Annotated in this window: 10 protein-coding genes; 1 reads left to right on the forward strand and 9 read right to left on the reverse strand. The window is 68.6% G+C overall.

Going from position 1 to position 15,395, the window contains the following annotated elements:
* Positions 1-77: 77 nt before the first annotated feature.
* Genes KGR00_RS00765 through KGR00_RS00780 form a run of 4 tightly spaced genes read right to left on the reverse strand, consistent with a single transcriptional unit; the run spans position 78 to position 6,044 of the window.
* Positions 78-1,586, reverse strand: a complete 1,509-nt coding sequence (locus KGR00_RS00765; protein ID WP_224418075.1) for an ATPase, T2SS/T4P/T4SS family — start codon at positions 1,584-1,586, stop codon at positions 78-80.
* Positions 1,583-3,793 (reverse strand): type II secretion system secretin GspD, encoded by a 2,211-nt coding sequence (gspD, locus tag KGR00_RS00770; RefSeq protein WP_224418074.1) that lies wholly within the window; start codon positions 3,791-3,793, stop codon positions 1,583-1,585. Before gspD ends, KGR00_RS00765 begins: the two co-directional genes overlap by 4 nt.
* Entirely contained in the window at positions 3,790-4,296 is a 507-nt protein-coding gene (locus KGR00_RS00775; RefSeq protein WP_129140236.1) for a hypothetical protein, read from the reverse strand. Before KGR00_RS00775 ends, gspD begins: the two co-directional genes overlap by 4 nt.
* Positions 4,293-6,044 carry a hypothetical protein gene (locus tag KGR00_RS00780; RefSeq protein ID WP_224418073.1) on the reverse strand — a complete coding sequence of 584 codons (1,752 nt, stop codon included), beginning with the start codon at positions 6,042-6,044 and terminating at the stop codon, positions 4,293-4,295. The genes KGR00_RS00775 and KGR00_RS00780 overlap by 4 nt, the downstream gene beginning before the upstream one ends.
* Positions 6,045-6,331: 287 nt before the next feature.
* Here KGR00_RS00780 and KGR00_RS00785 point away from each other — a divergent pair, with 287 nt between their 5' ends.
* Positions 6,332-8,521, forward strand: coding sequence for an alkaline phosphatase PhoX (locus KGR00_RS00785; protein WP_224418072.1), 2,190 nt, complete (start codon positions 6,332-6,334; stop codon positions 8,519-8,521).
* A gap of 110 nt (positions 8,522-8,631) precedes the next feature.
* Here KGR00_RS00785 and KGR00_RS00790 read toward each other — a convergent pair whose 3' ends face one another.
* From KGR00_RS00790 to ppk1, 5 genes are all read right to left on the reverse strand, one after another.
* A complete protein-coding gene (locus KGR00_RS00790) occupies positions 8,632-8,985 on the reverse strand; it encodes a cytochrome C oxidase subunit IV family protein (RefSeq protein WP_224418071.1) in 354 nt (117 codons plus the stop codon).
* Positions 8,982-9,602, reverse strand: coding sequence for a cytochrome c oxidase subunit 3 (locus KGR00_RS00795; RefSeq protein WP_129140240.1), 621 nt, complete (start codon positions 9,600-9,602; stop codon positions 8,982-8,984). Before KGR00_RS00795 ends, KGR00_RS00790 begins: the two co-directional genes overlap by 4 nt.
* Positions 9,599-11,710, reverse strand: coding sequence for a cbb3-type cytochrome c oxidase subunit I (locus tag KGR00_RS00800; protein WP_224418070.1), 2,112 nt, complete (start codon positions 11,708-11,710; stop codon positions 9,599-9,601). The genes KGR00_RS00795 and KGR00_RS00800 overlap by 4 nt, the downstream gene beginning before the upstream one ends.
* Positions 11,707-12,762, reverse strand: a complete 1,056-nt coding sequence (locus KGR00_RS00805) for a cytochrome ubiquinol oxidase subunit II (protein ID WP_224418069.1) — start codon at positions 12,760-12,762, stop codon at positions 11,707-11,709. Before KGR00_RS00805 ends, KGR00_RS00800 begins: the two co-directional genes overlap by 4 nt.
* A gap of 403 nt (positions 12,763-13,165) precedes the next feature.
* A complete protein-coding gene (ppk1, locus tag KGR00_RS00810) occupies positions 13,166-15,379 on the reverse strand; it encodes a polyphosphate kinase 1 (RefSeq protein WP_224418068.1) in 2,214 nt (737 codons plus the stop codon).
* Positions 15,380-15,395: the final 16 nt, after the last annotated feature.

Below are 15,395 nucleotides of genomic sequence, written 5' to 3' on the forward strand. Positions count from 1 at the left end.
CGGTCATGACGGGCATCGATGGCGCCATAGTCTGCAGCCCGGACGATGGCAGTTTGAGGTCAGCGCGGGGGGCAAGCTCAGCGGTGGATCGCACGCAGTACCTCGTCGAGGGCGGTCTCGCCCGCCGCCAGTCGCGCCAGTGCCGCCTGCGCCAGACTCTGGGCGCCGGCCTGGCCGAAGGCGTACTCGGCCAGCGCCGCCTCCGGGGCGCGTTCGTGGATCAGGCCGGCCAGGTGGGCGTCGACAGGGATGAACTCGTAAAGGCCCAGGCGCCCGCGATAGCCACTGTGGTCGCAGCTTTCGCAGCCCTGGGGCTCGGCCAGCCGCGGTAAGGTCTCGAGGCCGGGCAGCCACTGGGCGTCGTCGGCGCGGCGCGGGCGCCACTCACTGCACGCCGGGCACAGCCGGCGCACCAGGCGCTGCGCCATCACCCCCTTGAGGCTGGTCGCCAGCAGGAACGGCTCGATGCCCATATCGCGCAGCCGCGCGATCGCCCCCAGCGCGCTGTTGGTGTGCAAGGTCGAGAGCACCAGGTGGCCGGTCAAGCTCGACTGCACCGCGGTGGCGGCGGTCTCCAGGTCGCGGATCTCGCCGATCATGATCACGTCCGGGTCCTGGCGCAGAATGGCGCGCAGGCCGCGGGCGAAGGTGAGTCCGGCTTGGGGATTGACCGGGGTCTGGCCGATACCCGGGATGGCGTACTCCACCGGGTCCTCGACGGTGAGGATATTGCGGCTACGGTCGTTTAGCGCATTGAGGCTGGCGTAGAGCGTGGTGGTCTTGCCCGAACCGGTGGGCCCGGTGTTGAGCAGGATGCCGTTGGGCTGCTGGAGCACCCGGCGATAGCGTTCGAGCACCGCCGGCGGCATGCCCAGCCGGTCGAGGTCGAGCAGCGCGGCGTGCTTGTCGAGCAGACGCATCACCACCCGCTCGCCGTGGATGCCGGGCAGGGTGGAGACGCGGATGTCGACGTCACGCCCGGCGGCGCGCACGGTGATGCGGCCATCCTGGGGCTGGCGCTTCTCGGCGATGTCGAGCCGCGCCATCACCTTGATCCGCGAGATCAGCACCGGCGCCAGCACCCGCGGCGGCCGCAGCGCCTCGCGCATGGCGCCATCCACCCGCAGGCGGATCACCAGCTCGCGCTCGAACGGCTCGACGTGGATGTCCGAGGCGGCCAGGCGCAGGGCCTCGGAGAAGACGCCGTTGATCAGCCGGATCACCGGCGCTTCGTTCTCGCTCTCGAGCAGATCCTCGGCCCGCGGCAGCTCCTGCATCAGGCTGTCGAGGTCGACGTGCTCGGCCAGACCCTCCAGCAGCGCCGCGTTGTCGGCCCGCTCGCCGTCGTGCAGCGCGGCCAGACGCGCCTCGAAGGTATCGCCGTCGAGCCACTCGCAGCCCTCGGCGCGGCCCAGACGGCGCTGGATGTCCTGGAGCACCTCGAGCTGCAGCGGCGACGGCGTGTCACGACACACCAGGCGGTAGCCGTGCTTGCCCGGCGCCAGCGCCACCCCGGCGCGCTTGGCCAGCCGGTAGGGCAGCGGCGCGAGATCGTCGCCGGCGGTGAAGGCTTCGGTCGCGGTCATGGCGCCAGGCTCCCCAGGCGGCTGCGCTGGTCGGGGAACAGCGTGCTCCAGCGCGTCTGGCTCGATGTGCTCGGCGCCGGGCCATCGCTCGCCGCACTGGCCGTCGACCAGGGCGCCAGCGCCTGGTCGTCGTCGAAGCCGGCGAGCAGCTGCTGGGCGCGCATGTAGCGGTACTTGTCGGCGGTGGCGCTGTCCATCTGGGCGGCGTCGCGCAGCACCCGGGCGCGGATGAACACCATCAGGTTGCGCTTCTCGTGCTCGTCGCGCTTGTACTGGAACAGCTTGCCGAGCAGCGGAATGTCGCCCAGCAGGGGTACCTGCGCCGCGCTCGAGTTACCGGTGTTGCTGATCAGCCCGCCGAGCACCACGATGCCGCCGTCGCGGGTGACCACCGAGGTCTCGATCTCGCGCTTGTTAGTGACCACGTCGGAGGCCTGGACGTTGGGGTCGATCGACGACACCTCCTGAACGATGTCCATGCGGATGGTGTTGTCGGAGCTGATCGAGGGGCGGATGCGCAGGCTGACCCCGATGTCCTCGCGCTGGATGATCTGGTAGGGATTCTCGTTGAAGGTGGTGGAGCCGGTGACGAAAGGCACCTCCTGGCCCACCAGGATGTAGGCCTGGGCGTTGTCGAGGGTGGTCAGCGAGGGCGTCGACAGCAGATTGGTCTCGCTGTCGCTCTGCAGCGCGCCGAGCAGGGCGGCGAAGCTCACCCCACTGTCGCTGATCCGGCCCACCCCGGCGCTGGCTCCGGTGATGCTGCCGAGCAGCCGCGCCAGCTGGCTGGTGTCGTTGCGCGCGGCGGCGCCGGCGATGGCGTTGATCCCCGGCTGGCCGTCGGCGGCGTAGTTGAAGCCGCCCACCGGTACCGTGCCGCTGCCGGAGAGATCGCCGAACAGCCACTGCACGCCCAGGCGCTTGGCGCGCGACTCGGTGATCTCGGCGATGATCGCTTCCACCGCTACCTGGGCGCGGCGGATATCGAGCTTCTTGATGATGCTGGCGTAGGCGTCGAGCCGCGCCGGCGGGCCGATCAGTACCAGGGCGTTGGTCGAGGGGTGGACGGCGAAGCCGACCGCGTCGTCGCCGCTGCCGAGGGTGCCGGCGAGCGCGGCGTTGCGGCTGGTGGCGTCCGGTAGCGCAGGCAGCCCGCTGCCGCCGCTGCCCGTGCCGTTGCTTGCGCTGGCGAGGCTGCCGCCCTGCAGGGCACCACCTCCGCCACCACCGCCGGCGCGCTGCAGCAACTGCTGCACCTGGTTGGTGGCGTCGGCGCTGCCCGCGTTCTGCGGGCGTTCGCCGGTCAGCCCGCCGAGCACCGAGACCACCGATTCGGCGCTGACGTTGTCGAGATAGATCACCCGGGTGTTGCGCTGCTGCGCCTCGGCCTGGGGCTTGTCCAGCGAGGCGGCGAGCTGGCGCACCCGGGCCAGCCCGGCGGGGTCGCCGTAGGCCACCAGGGCGTTGGCACGCGGATTGGCCACCACCTTCACCTGACTGCCACCCTCGCGCTGCATCAGCGTGTCCAGGGTGCCGGCGAGCTCGTCGGCGGAGGCGTGCTTTAGCGGCAGTACCGCGGCCTGGAGATCGCGCTGGCGGTCCAGGCGTTCGGCCAGCTGGGTCAGCCGGCGGAGATTGTCGCGCCAGTCGGTGACCACCACCAGGTGGCTCTCCGGCCACGGCGTGACCGTCCCCACCTGGCTGTCGACCAGCGGTTGCAGCACGCCGGCCAGGGTGGCGGCGTCGAGGTTGCGTGTGGCGATCACGCTGGTGGCGACATTGGCCCCCTGGGCGGCGTCGCCGAGCGGCAGCGGCTGGGTGCGCGAGGCCTGGGCCGGCACGATGCGCACCTGGCCGTCGGCGAGCGGTACCGTGGCGTAGCCGTTGATCTGCAGTTCGTTCTGGAACAGACGGTAAAGCTCGTCGGCGCTCAGCCGACGCTGGCTGGTCAACGAGATGTTGCCCTGCACCCGCGGGTCGACGATGAAGGCGTGGCCGGTGATCCGACCGACGCTGTCGATGAATTCGCGCAGGCTGGTCTGCTGGAAGTCGACGTCGTAGCGCGGGGTGGCGTCCGCCGCCGTGGCGCTGGTGTCATCCGCGGGGGGCTGGGGCTGGGGCTGGGGCTGTGACTGGGCCAGGGCCGGGGTCGGGAGCAGCAGGGCCAGTAGCAGTGTGACCACCAGTCGATACGGCAGGGGCCTCATGGGGATGACTCCGAAAGCGTGGATGAAGCGGCGGCAGGCGTGCCCGGCTCGACGCGGACGATGGCCCCGCGGGGCGTGGCGTCAGGCTCCGGCCAGGCCAGGCGCTCCAGACGTCCGTCGCGCGAGAGCACCACGCCCTCGCCATCGATACGCGCCAGGGTGATGCCCGGGGCGATGCGATCCCCCGGCATCAGCGCGCTCTGGCCGTCGGGGGTCGCCAGCACCACCAGCGAGTTCGCGCCCCGGCTCAGCGCCCGGCCGACCACCTGGTAGGGCAGGTCGGTGAGCGGGATGCGCCGGTCCGCCATGGTGGCCTGCGGCTGCCATGCGGCGGGCAGCGGTGGCAGCGCGGCGGGGTCGAGGATGAAGGTTGTCGGTGCCGCGACGGGGGCGGCGGGGGCCAGCAGACGCGCCGTGCCGCTCAGCGCCTGGGCCGCCAGCCACGCCAGCAGACACAGCGCCAGCCACCGTGCCGGGGCGCTCAGCCAGGCCGGGGGCGTCATACGCTCAGGCGCGCCTGTGGATGCCAGCCGGGATGGCCCTCGACGTAGCGCGCCTCGACGCTCGGCGGCGTGGGAGCCGGCGGGGTGCCGTCGTGGTCGCCGAGATAGCGCTCCAGGCGTTGCCACAGCGGCTCGCCGCCGGCCTGGGGGCGGGCGCTGAAGCTGCGCCAGGTGAGCCCTGCCGGCAGCGTGTCGAGATGGGCACGTGCCCCCGCGGCGGCGCCGTAGTCGAGCGTCCAGCGGGTTGCCGAGAGGCGCGGCAGGTCGCGGCTGTCATTGAGGATCAGCGGCAGGCCCAGACTGCTGTCCAGCGCGCGTTCGAGCAGGCGCTTCAGCGCGTCGGGGTCCGGCGTGAGGTCGACGACCCGCGCCGGATGGCCGCCGCTCAGGCGCCACAGATGGTCGCGGGTGATCGTTTCGCCGGGGGCCAGCAGGGTGTCGTGGCGTAGCCCCGGGAGCAGCGCGCGGGTGGCGTCGCTATCCGCGCTGAGGGCGGCGGCGATCAGGCCGTCCCAGCTGCCACCGACGCTGTCGCGGCGCCACAGCCAGCCGGGGGCACTGCCCAGCGGGCGGTCGAGCCAGCCGGCGTAGGGCGCGCGCAGGGCGTCGAAGCGCGCCTGCAGCTCGCCAGCCGCGGCGTCCGGGGTGACGTCGTTGCGTTGGAACTCGGCGTGGATCTGCCAGCCGCTCCGGGTGCTGTGGCAACTGAGATGGAAGAAGCCGCTGGCGTGGCTGCCGGGCAGACACAGCGGCACCGGGGCGCCGTGGGGGGTGTCCACCGCGATCAGCGCGGGCCAGAAATCCTGACCGCGGGCGCCCAGCACCAGATCGACCCGCGGCAGGCGTCCGGCCAGCCAGCGTGCGGTGGCGCTGCCGGTATCGGCCATCAGCACCACCAGCTCGGCGTCCTCGGCGGCCTTGGCCACGCTCTCGGCCAGAGCCTGGTACCACTGGTCGAGGGGGCGGGTCTCATCCAGGGCGTTGGGGTCGCTGGCGCCGACCACCGCCACCCGCACGCCGTCGCGCTCGAAGCGGGTCGCGGTGCTGACGCCGGCGGGCGGCGCGGCCAGATTGCCCAGCACCGGGCGTGCGTAGTCGCGGTAGAGCGCTGCGGCACGCTGCGGCCAGAGCACGCGCTCGTCGCTGCTGACCCGGGCATCGCTGGCGAGCAGGCGGCTGGCGGCGACGCCGACGCTGCCGTTGGCGAGATGCCCCAGGCCGCTGCCGCTCCAGCACTGGCCGTTCTCCAGGGTCAGGGTGCGCTCGGCACCGAGTTCACGGCGCAGCCGCGCGAGCTGGGCGGCCAGGCCGCCATAGCCGGCGGTATGGCGCCGCGCGGCGCGGCGTGGGGTATACAGGTCGGCCCATTCGGCGCCAGCGCTGCCGGCCAGCGTAGTCACGCCGTCCGCGGTGGCCCAGGGCGCGCCACCGAGCAGCTCCGCCGGGCCGAGATAGGTGGCGGGGGCGACGATCCGCGTGGGGCCGAGACACTCCAGGGTATCGGCGACATAGAGCAGCTCGACCTGGCGTCCGGGTGTCGAGGCGCGCGCGGCGCCTGTCAGCGGCGTGGCGCAGCCGCTCAGCGCGCCACCCATGCCGGCGCCGAGCCCCGCGCCCAGCAGGGCACCGATGAAGCGGCGGCGGGCCGGGTCGGGTCGCCGGCCGTCGGTGGCCTGAGCTTCAATGGCTGGGGCATTGTTGGCCGGGGCGTCGATGGCCGGAGCATTGATAGAAAGGGGATCGGTCATGGGGCTCCCGCGAATGATCCAACGCGGCGCGCGGTCTTCGCCGCCGCCGGACTCGGCATCCTAATGACTGGGCGATGACGGTTTCGTGACCGTGCAGCGGGCGCGGCGCTGCCGCCAAGTCGTCATGGCGTTGTCACGTTGCTGCTCTAAGTTGCCTCCGGGTAACGCAGCCCGGTGGCCGCAGTCACCGGGACGCCGAGTGGCCGGCGTCGCGCATCGCCGGCCCGGGCGCCGTGGACTGGCAGACCGTCATTAGTGGATCACTCACAGAACAGAGAGGGGACCCCATGAGCAAGGAAATCGAGGATCAGCGCATTCTCAACCAGAGCGTCAACGAGCCATTCTCGGCCGTGCTGTCTCGCCGGCTGTCGCGCCGCGGCATCATGCAGGGGGGCGCCGGACTGGCCGCCATGAGCCTGCTCGGCGGTTTCGGTCTGGCCGGCTGCAGCAGTGACGGTGACGACGACGACAATGGTTCCGCCGGTGGCGACAAGCCGGAAGCCACCCCGCTGGCGCTGGCGTTCGCCGCGATCCGCGGCTCGCGCACCGATGCGGTGGTGGTGCCCGAGGGTTACGTCGCCCAGGTGCTGATCCCCTGGGGTACCCCGCTCGACAACAGCGTTGGCGCCTGGTCGGCCACTCGCGCCGTGACGCCCGACTACCAGGCGGCCAGCGTGGGCATGAACCACGACGGCATGCACAACTTCGCGCTGAGCGACGAGAGCGCCTCGCGCGAATTCATCATGGCGCTCAACAACGAGTACATCGATCAGGGCGCGCTGTGGGCGCCCCAGGGCGGCCCGACCAATGCCGACAGCGGCGCCCGCCCGGCCGACGAAGCGCGCACCGAGATCAATGCCCATGGCGTGACCCTGGTCAAGCTGTCGCTCGGCAGCGATGGTCAGTGGCGTGAAGAGCGCGGCTCGCGCTACAACCGCCGTATCACCTCGGCCACGCCGATCGAGCTCGCCGGCCCGGTGCGCGGCAGCGACTACGTGGTCACCGCCTACTCCACCAACGGCACCCGCACCCGCGGCACCAACAACAATTGCGCCAACGGCTTTACGCCGTGGGGCACCTACCTCACCTGTGAGGAGAACTGGCCCAACGTCTTCACCAAGGCGAGCGATCGCTATCGTGACGACGACCGCCTCGGGGTGCCCACGGGCCGTGCCCGCTATGGCTGGGAGACCGCCCAGGGCGGGTCGAACGGCGAGTTCGCGCGCTTCGATGCCACGCCGAGCGCGGCCTCGGCGTCCGGCGACTACCGCAACGAGCCACGTACCTTCGGCTACGTGGTGGAGATCGACCCCTACGGCAACACCGCCAGCGTGGGCACCGAGACCGCCGCGCTCAAGCGCACCCATATCGGCCGCTTCCGTCACGAGGGCTGCTGGCCGGGCAAGGTGATCGAGGGCGAGCCGGTGGTGCTCTACTCCGGCCACGACTCGCGCAACGAGTACATCTACAAGTTTGTCTCCAAGGCCAAGTGGGATCCCAAGGATGCCAACCGCCCGGGTCAGGACTACGATCGCCTGGCGATCGGTTCCAAGTACCTGGACGAAGGCACCCTCTACGTGGCGCGCTTCAATGCCGACGGCAGTGGCGAGTGGCTGCCGCTGACGCCGGACGCCACCACCCAGGACGGCCGGCCGCTGTGGCAGGCGCTCAATCTGGCCAACGCGCGCGATCTCGCCGGGGTGATCATCAATACCTGCGACGCCGCCGACTTCATGGGCGCGACGCCGATGGATCGTCCCGAGTGGGGCACCGTCGACCCCTCCTCGGGCGAGGTCTACATGACCCTGACCAACAACTCCAAGCGCACCGCCGAGGGCACCGCCGCCACTTACACCAATGGTGGCAGCGACGTCGAGGCGCTGGGCGCGGGTTACGCCACGGCCCCGGTCAACGCCGCCAACCCGCGGCCCGACAACGAGGGCGGTCAGGTCATTCGCTGGCGCGAGCCGTCACCCGCGGACACCCGCTTCGAGTGGGAAGTGTTCGTGTTCGGCGCCGCCGAGAGCGATGCCGACAACTTCTCCGGGCTCACCGAACTCAACCAGTTCGCCAGCCCCGACGGCCTGTGGTACGACGACCGCGGCGACGGCCAGGGTATCCTGTGGATCGAGACCGACAACGGCTACGACAATGTCACCGATTACACCAACGACCAGGTGCTGGCGGTGGTGCCGGGCAACGTCAGCCGCGGCCCGGGTGACAAGGCGGTGATCGATGCCGCCGACCAGGCCCAGCTCAAGCGCTTCGCCGTCGGCCCCAACGGCTGCGAGGTGACCGGTATCTTCGCCACGCCGGACAAGACCTCGCTGTTCATCAACATCCAGCATCCGGGCAACTGGCCGGCCGACCCCGGTGCCAACGAGCAGGATGCCACGGTTGCCGCCTCGGGCGAGGTTCGCCCGCGAGCCTCCACCGTGGTGATCCGCAAGCGCGACGGCGGTGAGATCGGCGTGTGACACGCGTCTGAACGGCCGACAGAGGAAACCGCGCCTCCCGGATGGGAGGCGCGGTTCTTTCTAGGCTTGATACGAAGATTGCCCGCGTTTGCCGACTTTTCGGGCAAAACCTAGGGCAGCATCGCCGGTGCCATGCGCCCATACAGGTTGAAGATGATCCACAGCGTGCCGCCGGCCATGAGGATCAGGATCAGCGTCGAAAAGAGGATCAGGTGCAGGTCCTCGCGCTTCTGCCTGGCCAGGGAGATGTGCAGGAAGAAGCGGAAGTGCACCACGACCTGGACCAGGGCGCAGAGACCGATCGCCCACAGCAGGGTGACCCGCGGCCAGTCGCTCCAGGCCACCAGCGCGAAGGGGGGCAGGGTCAGGGCCAGCGCCAGGCCGTAACCCCACAGGTAGCTGCCCAGCTCGCGCCTGCGCTCCTTGTCGTCGACCACGTCGGATTGCCGTTGCGTCTCGCTCATGCCAAGCCTCCGAGATAGACCAGGGAGAAGATGCCGATCCAGACGATGTCCAGGAAGTGCCACAACAGCCCCAGGCGAACCAGTCCCGTCTTGACGCCGGTATCCAGCCCGTAGACCAGCATCTGGACGATCAGCACGATCATCCAGAGGCAGGCGGTGGCGACGTGCAGCCCGTGCAGCGGGACCAGCCCGAAGAAGGCGGACGCGAAACCGCTTTGGCTCGGCGCACCGCCCTTGTCGATCGTCACCCGGAAGTCGTGCAGCTCGAAGCCGATGAACGACAGCCCCAGCGCCAGCGTGACCACCAGCCAGAACAGCAGGGCGCCCCGACCGTTGCGGTACTTGAGGCAGTAGGCGGCCATGCCGTAGGTGAAACTGCTGGTCAGCAGCAGCATCGTCTCGATGAAGGCGCTCTTCATCTCGAAGAGGTCCTTGGGGCCGGGGCCGCCGGCCAGGGCATCGAGCTGGGTGACGTAGTTGGCGAAGAGCAGCCCGAAGATGATCAGGTCGCTCATCATGAAGACCCAGAACCCGAAAACCAGCCCTTCGCAGGCGTGGTGGGCTTCCGGATGCGCGCGACCGAGGTTGAGGCCCGGGTGCCTGGATGGCGTCGTCATTGCACGGCTCCCGACACGGGGGCGGCGGGCAGCCCCCGGTTGCTGGTGTCTCGTTCCTGGTCACGCTTGACGGCCCGCGTTTCGGCGACCTGGCGCAGCCAGGCCTCGTGGGTCTCGCGGACTTCCGCGGCGCTGATGATCCTGGTGGTCTTGCGCACGAAGCTGCGCGCGATCAGCGCCGCGATCGAGACGCCGCCGGCGAGGAGCACCAGCCACCACAGGTACCACACCAGACCGAAGGCCATCAGAAAGCCGGTGGCGGTGAGGATCGGCCCCAGGGCGCTGTTGGCCGGCATCGTGATATCGCGGTATTCGGCAGGCCGCTGGTAGGCCTGGCCGAGGTCCTTCTCGCGCATGAAGGCGTCGCGACTGAAGACCTCGGGGATCACCGGGAAATTGTATTCCGGCACCGGGGCCGGGGTGGCCCATTCCAGGCTGCGGCCATCCCAGGGGTCGCCCACGGGCACCCGGTTGGCGTGACGCTGGCGCAGGCTCAGCCAGAGTTGCATGGCCAGGCTGAACAGGGCGAAGAGGATCACCAGCGCGCCGAAGCCCGCGATGATCGTCCACGGCAGGTAGGCCGGCTCGACGAAGCTCACGGTGCGCCGCGGCATGCCCAGCAGCCCCAGGGCGTAGAGCGGGAAGAAGGTCAGGATGAAACCGACGATCCAGGCGTAGGCGGCGCGGTAGCCCCAGCGCTCCTCGAGACGGAAGCCGAAGGCCTTGGGAAACCACATGTTGTAGGCGGCCAGCATGCCGAACAGCAGCCCCGGCACCAGCATGTTGTGAAAGTGCGCGACCAGGAACAGCGTGTTGTGGACCTGGTAGTCGATCGACGGGTTGGCCAGCAGGATGCCCGTCAACCCGCCGAGGACGAACAGGGTGATGAAACCCAGCGCATAGACCATGGGGATCGTCACGCGTACCCGCCCGCGGAACATGGTCAGCATCCAGTCGTAGACCTTCACCCCGGTGGGCACGCCGATCAGCATGGTGGCGATGCCGAACACCACGTTGACGTTGGGCGACTGACCCATGGTGAAGAAGTGATGCAGCCAGACCGTGAACGACAGCACGGCGATGACCATGGTCGCGATCACCAGACCGGTGTAGCCGTACAGGCGCTTGCCCGAGAAGGTCGAGAACACTTCCGAGAATACCCCGAAGGCGGGCAGGATCAGGATGTAGACCTCGGGGTGGCCGAACAGCCAGAACATGTTGACGTAGTTCATCATGTCGCCGCCGAGGTCCTGGGTGAAGAAATGGAAATCCAGGTAGCGGTCGAGTGCCAGCAGGGCCGTGGCCACGGTCAGCGGCGGCATGGCGAAGATCATCAGAATCGAGGTGCACAGCGCGGTCCAGCAGAACAGCGGCATGCGGAACAGGTGCATGCCCGGGGCCCGCTCCTTGTAGATCGTCACCGCGAAGTTGATGCCGGTCATCGTCGAGCCGATCGACGACAGGGTCACCGCCCAGATCCAGTAGTCGACCCCGGCGCCGGGATTGAAGGAGCTCTCCGTGAAGGGCGGATAGCCGCTCCAGCCGCCGGTGGAAAAGGGCGTGAGCACCAGCGAGACCATGACGATGGCCGCGCCGGCCGCGGTCAGGCCCAGGCTCACCGAGTTCATCACCGGGAAGGACAGGTCCCGGGCGCCGATCTGCAGCGGCATCACGTAGTTGATCACCCCGGTGAGGAACGGCATCGCCATGAAGAAGATCATGATCGTGCCGTGGGTGGTGAAGAACTCGCCGAAGTGCTCGGCCAGCAGGAAGCCGCCGTCCAGGCCGAATGCCTGCTGGGCACGCATGAACACCGCCTCGATGATCGCGCGAGCCAGCATGACCAGGGCGATGACGATGAACATGATACCGATGCGCTTGTGGTCGACGCTGGTCAGCCATTCCGACCACAGCACCTTCCACTTGCCGTGCCGGGTCAGCAGTACCACCACGGCCAGCGCCCCGAGCACCACCAGGGAGGCGGCGGCCGTGACGATGGCGGCGTTGACGATGTGCAGGGTGTCGGGCGTCTGGATCGCATCCCAGAAGGGCAGGGCATTCCAGTCGAGGCGTCCCAGCGCGATGTCCAGGAAGTGAGTCAGCGTCACGGCGTTTCCCCCTGCTGGTGATGGCGCGGTGATCCTGCCGGTGGCAGGGAAACCATGGCGTCGTCGGCTGCGTGGAGCGGTGTCAGGGTGGCGGCGGCCGCGACCGGGCCATCTACGCCGGTCGCGACGCGTTGAAACGCGAGCGGTGTCTGCTGCGCCGCCATGGAAACCGGGCCGGGAGCGAGGGCCTCGCCCGGGGTGCCCGCCACGATCGCCGAGAACAGGTCGTCCGGCGTGGCCGAGAAGCGCAGCGCCTCGGTCTGCCCGTCCTCGCCCAGCGCCCTGGCCAGTTCGCGGACGGTATTGCGGCCGTCGAGCACCTGATAGGTCGGGCGGTCGAGGGTATGGCCGTGCCGGCGGGCGCCCGCGATGAAGTCGTCGAACGCGGCCTCGGTCACCGCCTTGGCCGTGAAGTGCTGCTCGTGAAAGCGCTCGCCGTTGTACTGGGTGTTCTCGCCGCGATAGGTTCCGGGGTGATCGGCCAGAAGATGCAGGCGCGTGACCATGCCGTGCATGGCGTAGATCTGGCTGCCCAGCGCGGGGACGAAGAACGACTGCATCACGGTATCGGAGGTCAGCTCGAGTTCGAGCGGACGTTCGGCGGGGAAGACCAGTTCATTGACGGTAGCGATGTTCTGCTCGGGGTAGATGAACAGCCATTTCCAGTCGTAGCCCACGACCTGCACGTGCAGCGGCTTTTGATCCGACGGCAGCGGCTTGTAGGGGTCCAGCGAGTAGGTCTGCTGCCAGAGGAAATAGCCCAGGATCGCCACGATCAGGAAAGGCACGCCCCAGATGAGGTATTCCAGACGCTTCGAGAAGCTCCAGCGCGGCCGATAGGTCGACTCGCCACCGTAGCGGTATTTCCAGACGAGTACCGGGGTGAGCACGATGACCGGCAGCACCACCACCAGCGTCAGCGCGACGACGATCCAGAAGTGGGTGCGCTGGGCGGCGGCGACCGGTCCGTGCGGGTCGAGAAAGCTCAGGTTGTTCTGACTGCAGCCGGTCACGACAAGCAGGGCGAGCAGCCCCAGAAACGCACGTGCCAAGGGGCCCGCGTTACGCGGCTGCACGGCGTTGCACGATCCTCCTGTCACGATCTGACTCCCTACGTCCCTGTCGGTTTGGAGGGGATGTCACCTTCATCGATCCGACACCACGAGCCTTCGGAAGGCCCTGCCGGGGTCGATGACGTCATTCCGGCCATTCCCTGGTCGGATGGTTAGCGGGTCACATGGTGTTACCACACCCGGAAAACGTAGTGGATGTTCGGCGCCGGCTCAAATGGTGGTACGGGCCGAGGCGATCTCAGAGGGAGCTTACAAATTAGGCGAGCGAAGACAAGACAAGGCAAAATCGGCCGAAAAAGCGGAGTTTACACGGGGTAAATGAGCATTTTGAGGCCGATTTTAACGCCGTATTGTCAAGCGCAGGCATTTTGTAAACACCCTCTCAGGCCTTGGCGGCATAGGCGTAGAGCAGCGTCTCCTGGGCGCTGATCGGGGCCGCGTCGCCGGGCTCCTGCTTGCGGTAGCTGCCGTCCTCCTGCAGCACCCAGCTCTGACAGTTGTCGACCAGGTAGGTCTCCAGGTCCTTGCGCACGCGTTGGGCGAGCTTCTTGTCGAGGATCGGGAAGCAGGTCTCGACGCGGTGGAACATGTTGCGTTCCATGAAGTCGGCGCTCGAGGCCCAGATCTCGCTCTTGCCGTCGTTGTGGAAATGGAAGACCCGGGTGTGCTCGAGGAAGCGGCCGATGATCGAGCGGACCCGGATGTTCTCGGAGATGCCCGGCACGCCGGGACGCAGGCAGCACATGCCGCGAATGATCAGGTCGCACTGCACGCCGGCGCGCGAGGCGCGGTACAGCGCGCGAATCAGTTGCGGCTCGGTGAGCGAGTTGCACTTGATGATCAGGTGCGCCTTCTTGCCCTTCTCGGCGAACTTCGCCTCGCGGTCGATCATCGCCACCAGCCGATCGTGGAGCACGAAGGGCGCGTGCAGCAGGGTGTGGATATTGCGTGGCTTGCCCATGCCGGAGAGCTGCTGGAAGACCATGTGGACGTCCTCGCAGAGCGTCTCGTTGGCGGTCAGCAGGCTGTAGTCGGTGTAGAGCTTGGCGGTCTTGGAATGGTAGTTGCCGGTGCCCAGATGGGCGTAGTAGCGCAGCTCGCCCTTCTCGCGGCGCACGATGTGCAGCATCTTGGCGTGGGTCTTGTAGGCCATCACGCCATAGATGACGATCGCCCCGGCTTCCTGCAGCCGCGAGGCCAGCGCCAGGTTGTCGGCCTCGTCGAAGCGTGCCCGCAGTTCGATGACCACGGTCACTTCCTTGCCGTTGCGTGCCGCCTCGACCAGCGCGCTGACGATCGGCGAGTCGGCCCCGGTGCGATAGAGGGTCTGCTTGATTGCCAGCACCGCGGTGTCCCGGGCCGCCTCGCGCAGCAGATCCTCGATCGGAGCGAACGACTGGAAGGGGTGGTGGAGCAGCACGTCGCCCTGGTCGATCACCTCGAACAGACTGCCCTCCGGCTTGAGGTTCTTGGGCAGGCCCGGCGTGAACGACCGGTAGAGCAGATCGGGGCGGTCGATATCGCCGAGCACCGACATCATGCGCGTCAGGTTGACCGGGCCGTTGACCCGGTAGAGATCCTGCTCGTCGAGCTCGAACTGCTTGAGCAGGAACGTCGACAGCGTATCGGGGCAGTTGTCGGCGACCTCCAGGCGCACCCCGTCGCCGTAGCGTCGGGCGAGCAGCTCGCCGCGTAGTGCCGAGGCCAGGTCGGAGACCTCCTCGGGGTCCACCGACAGGTCGGCGTTGCGGGTCAGGCGGAACTGATAACAGCCGCGCACCTCCATGCCCGGGAAGACCTCCTGGGCATGGGCATGGATCATCGAGGACAGGAACACATAGTCGGTGTAGCCCTCCTCGGCCAGGTGTTCCGGCAGGCGGATCACCCGCGGCAGCGAACGCGGTGCGGGCAGGATCGCCAGGCCGCCCTCGCGGCCGAAGGCATCCTTGCCCTCGAGCTCGACGATGAAGTTGAGGCTCTTGTTGACCAGCCGCGGAAAGGGGTGCGACGGGTCCAGCCCGATGGGGCTGATCACCGGCATGATCTCTTCGTCGAAGTATTCGCGAACCCAGTCGCGCTGTTGCTGCGTCCACTGCGCGCGGCGCCGGTAGCGGATGCGCTGCTCCTCGAGGGCGGGGATCAGTATCTCGTTGAGGATGCGGTACTGGCGCTCGACCTGCTCGTGGGCGATGCGCGATATCTCGGTCAGGACGCGGCGCGGCGAGAGCCCGTCGCCGCCGGTCTCCTCGCTGCCGAGCATCAGTTGATGCTTGAGGCCGGCGACGCGGATCTCGAAGAATTCGTCGAGGTTCGACGAGAAGATCAGCAGGAACATCAGCCGGTTGAGCAGCGGATGCGAGGTGTCGAGGGCCTGCTCGAGCACCCGGATGTTGAACTGCAGGTTGGAGAGTTCGCGGTTGAAGTACAGCGACGGGTCGTCGAGATCGGCCTCCGGCGAGGGCGTGGGCTTGGCGTGGATGCCGGTGCGGGTGCGATTGACCCGCAGCGGCGGCGCCTCGCCCGACGCCTCGCTGGCGGAGGTGTCCTGGGGGCTGTCCAGCGCGGCGGATACCGGTTGGCTGCGCGACTCTTCCATCGCAAGACTCCTTGGC

It is taken from the genome of Modicisalibacter sp. MOD 31.J (assembly GCF_020147985.1).
Taxonomy (GTDB): Bacteria; Pseudomonadota; Gammaproteobacteria; order Pseudomonadales; family Halomonadaceae; genus Modicisalibacter; species Modicisalibacter coralii.

What these genes read in the sequence shown, in the direction of transcription:
- KGR00_RS00765 (WP_224418075.1), bottom strand. Translation starts at nt 1,586, where the DNA reads ATGACCGCGACCGAAGCCTTCACCGCCGGCGACGATCTCGCGCCGCTG.
- gspD (WP_224418074.1), bottom strand. Translation starts at nt 3,793, where the DNA reads ATGAGGCCCCTGCCGTATCGACTGGTGGTCACACTGCTACTGGCCCTG.
- KGR00_RS00775 (WP_129140236.1), bottom strand. Translation starts at nt 4,296, where the DNA reads ATGACGCCCCCGGCCTGGCTGAGCGCCCCGGCACGGTGGCTGGCGCTG.
- KGR00_RS00780 (WP_224418073.1), bottom strand. Translation starts at nt 6,044, where the DNA reads ATGACCGATCCCCTTTCTATCAATGCTCCGGCCATCGACGCCCCGGCC.
- KGR00_RS00785 (WP_224418072.1), top strand. Translation starts at nt 6,332, where the DNA reads ATGAGCAAGGAAATCGAGGATCAGCGCATTCTCAACCAGAGCGTCAAC.
- KGR00_RS00790 (WP_224418071.1), bottom strand. Translation starts at nt 8,985, where the DNA reads ATGAGCGAGACGCAACGGCAATCCGACGTGGTCGACGACAAGGAGCGC.
- KGR00_RS00795 (WP_129140240.1), bottom strand. Translation starts at nt 9,602, where the DNA reads ATGACGACGCCATCCAGGCACCCGGGCCTCAACCTCGGTCGCGCGCAT.
- ppk1 (WP_224418068.1), bottom strand. Translation starts at nt 15,379, where the DNA reads ATGGAAGAGTCGCGCAGCCAACCGGTATCCGCCGCGCTGGACAGCCCC.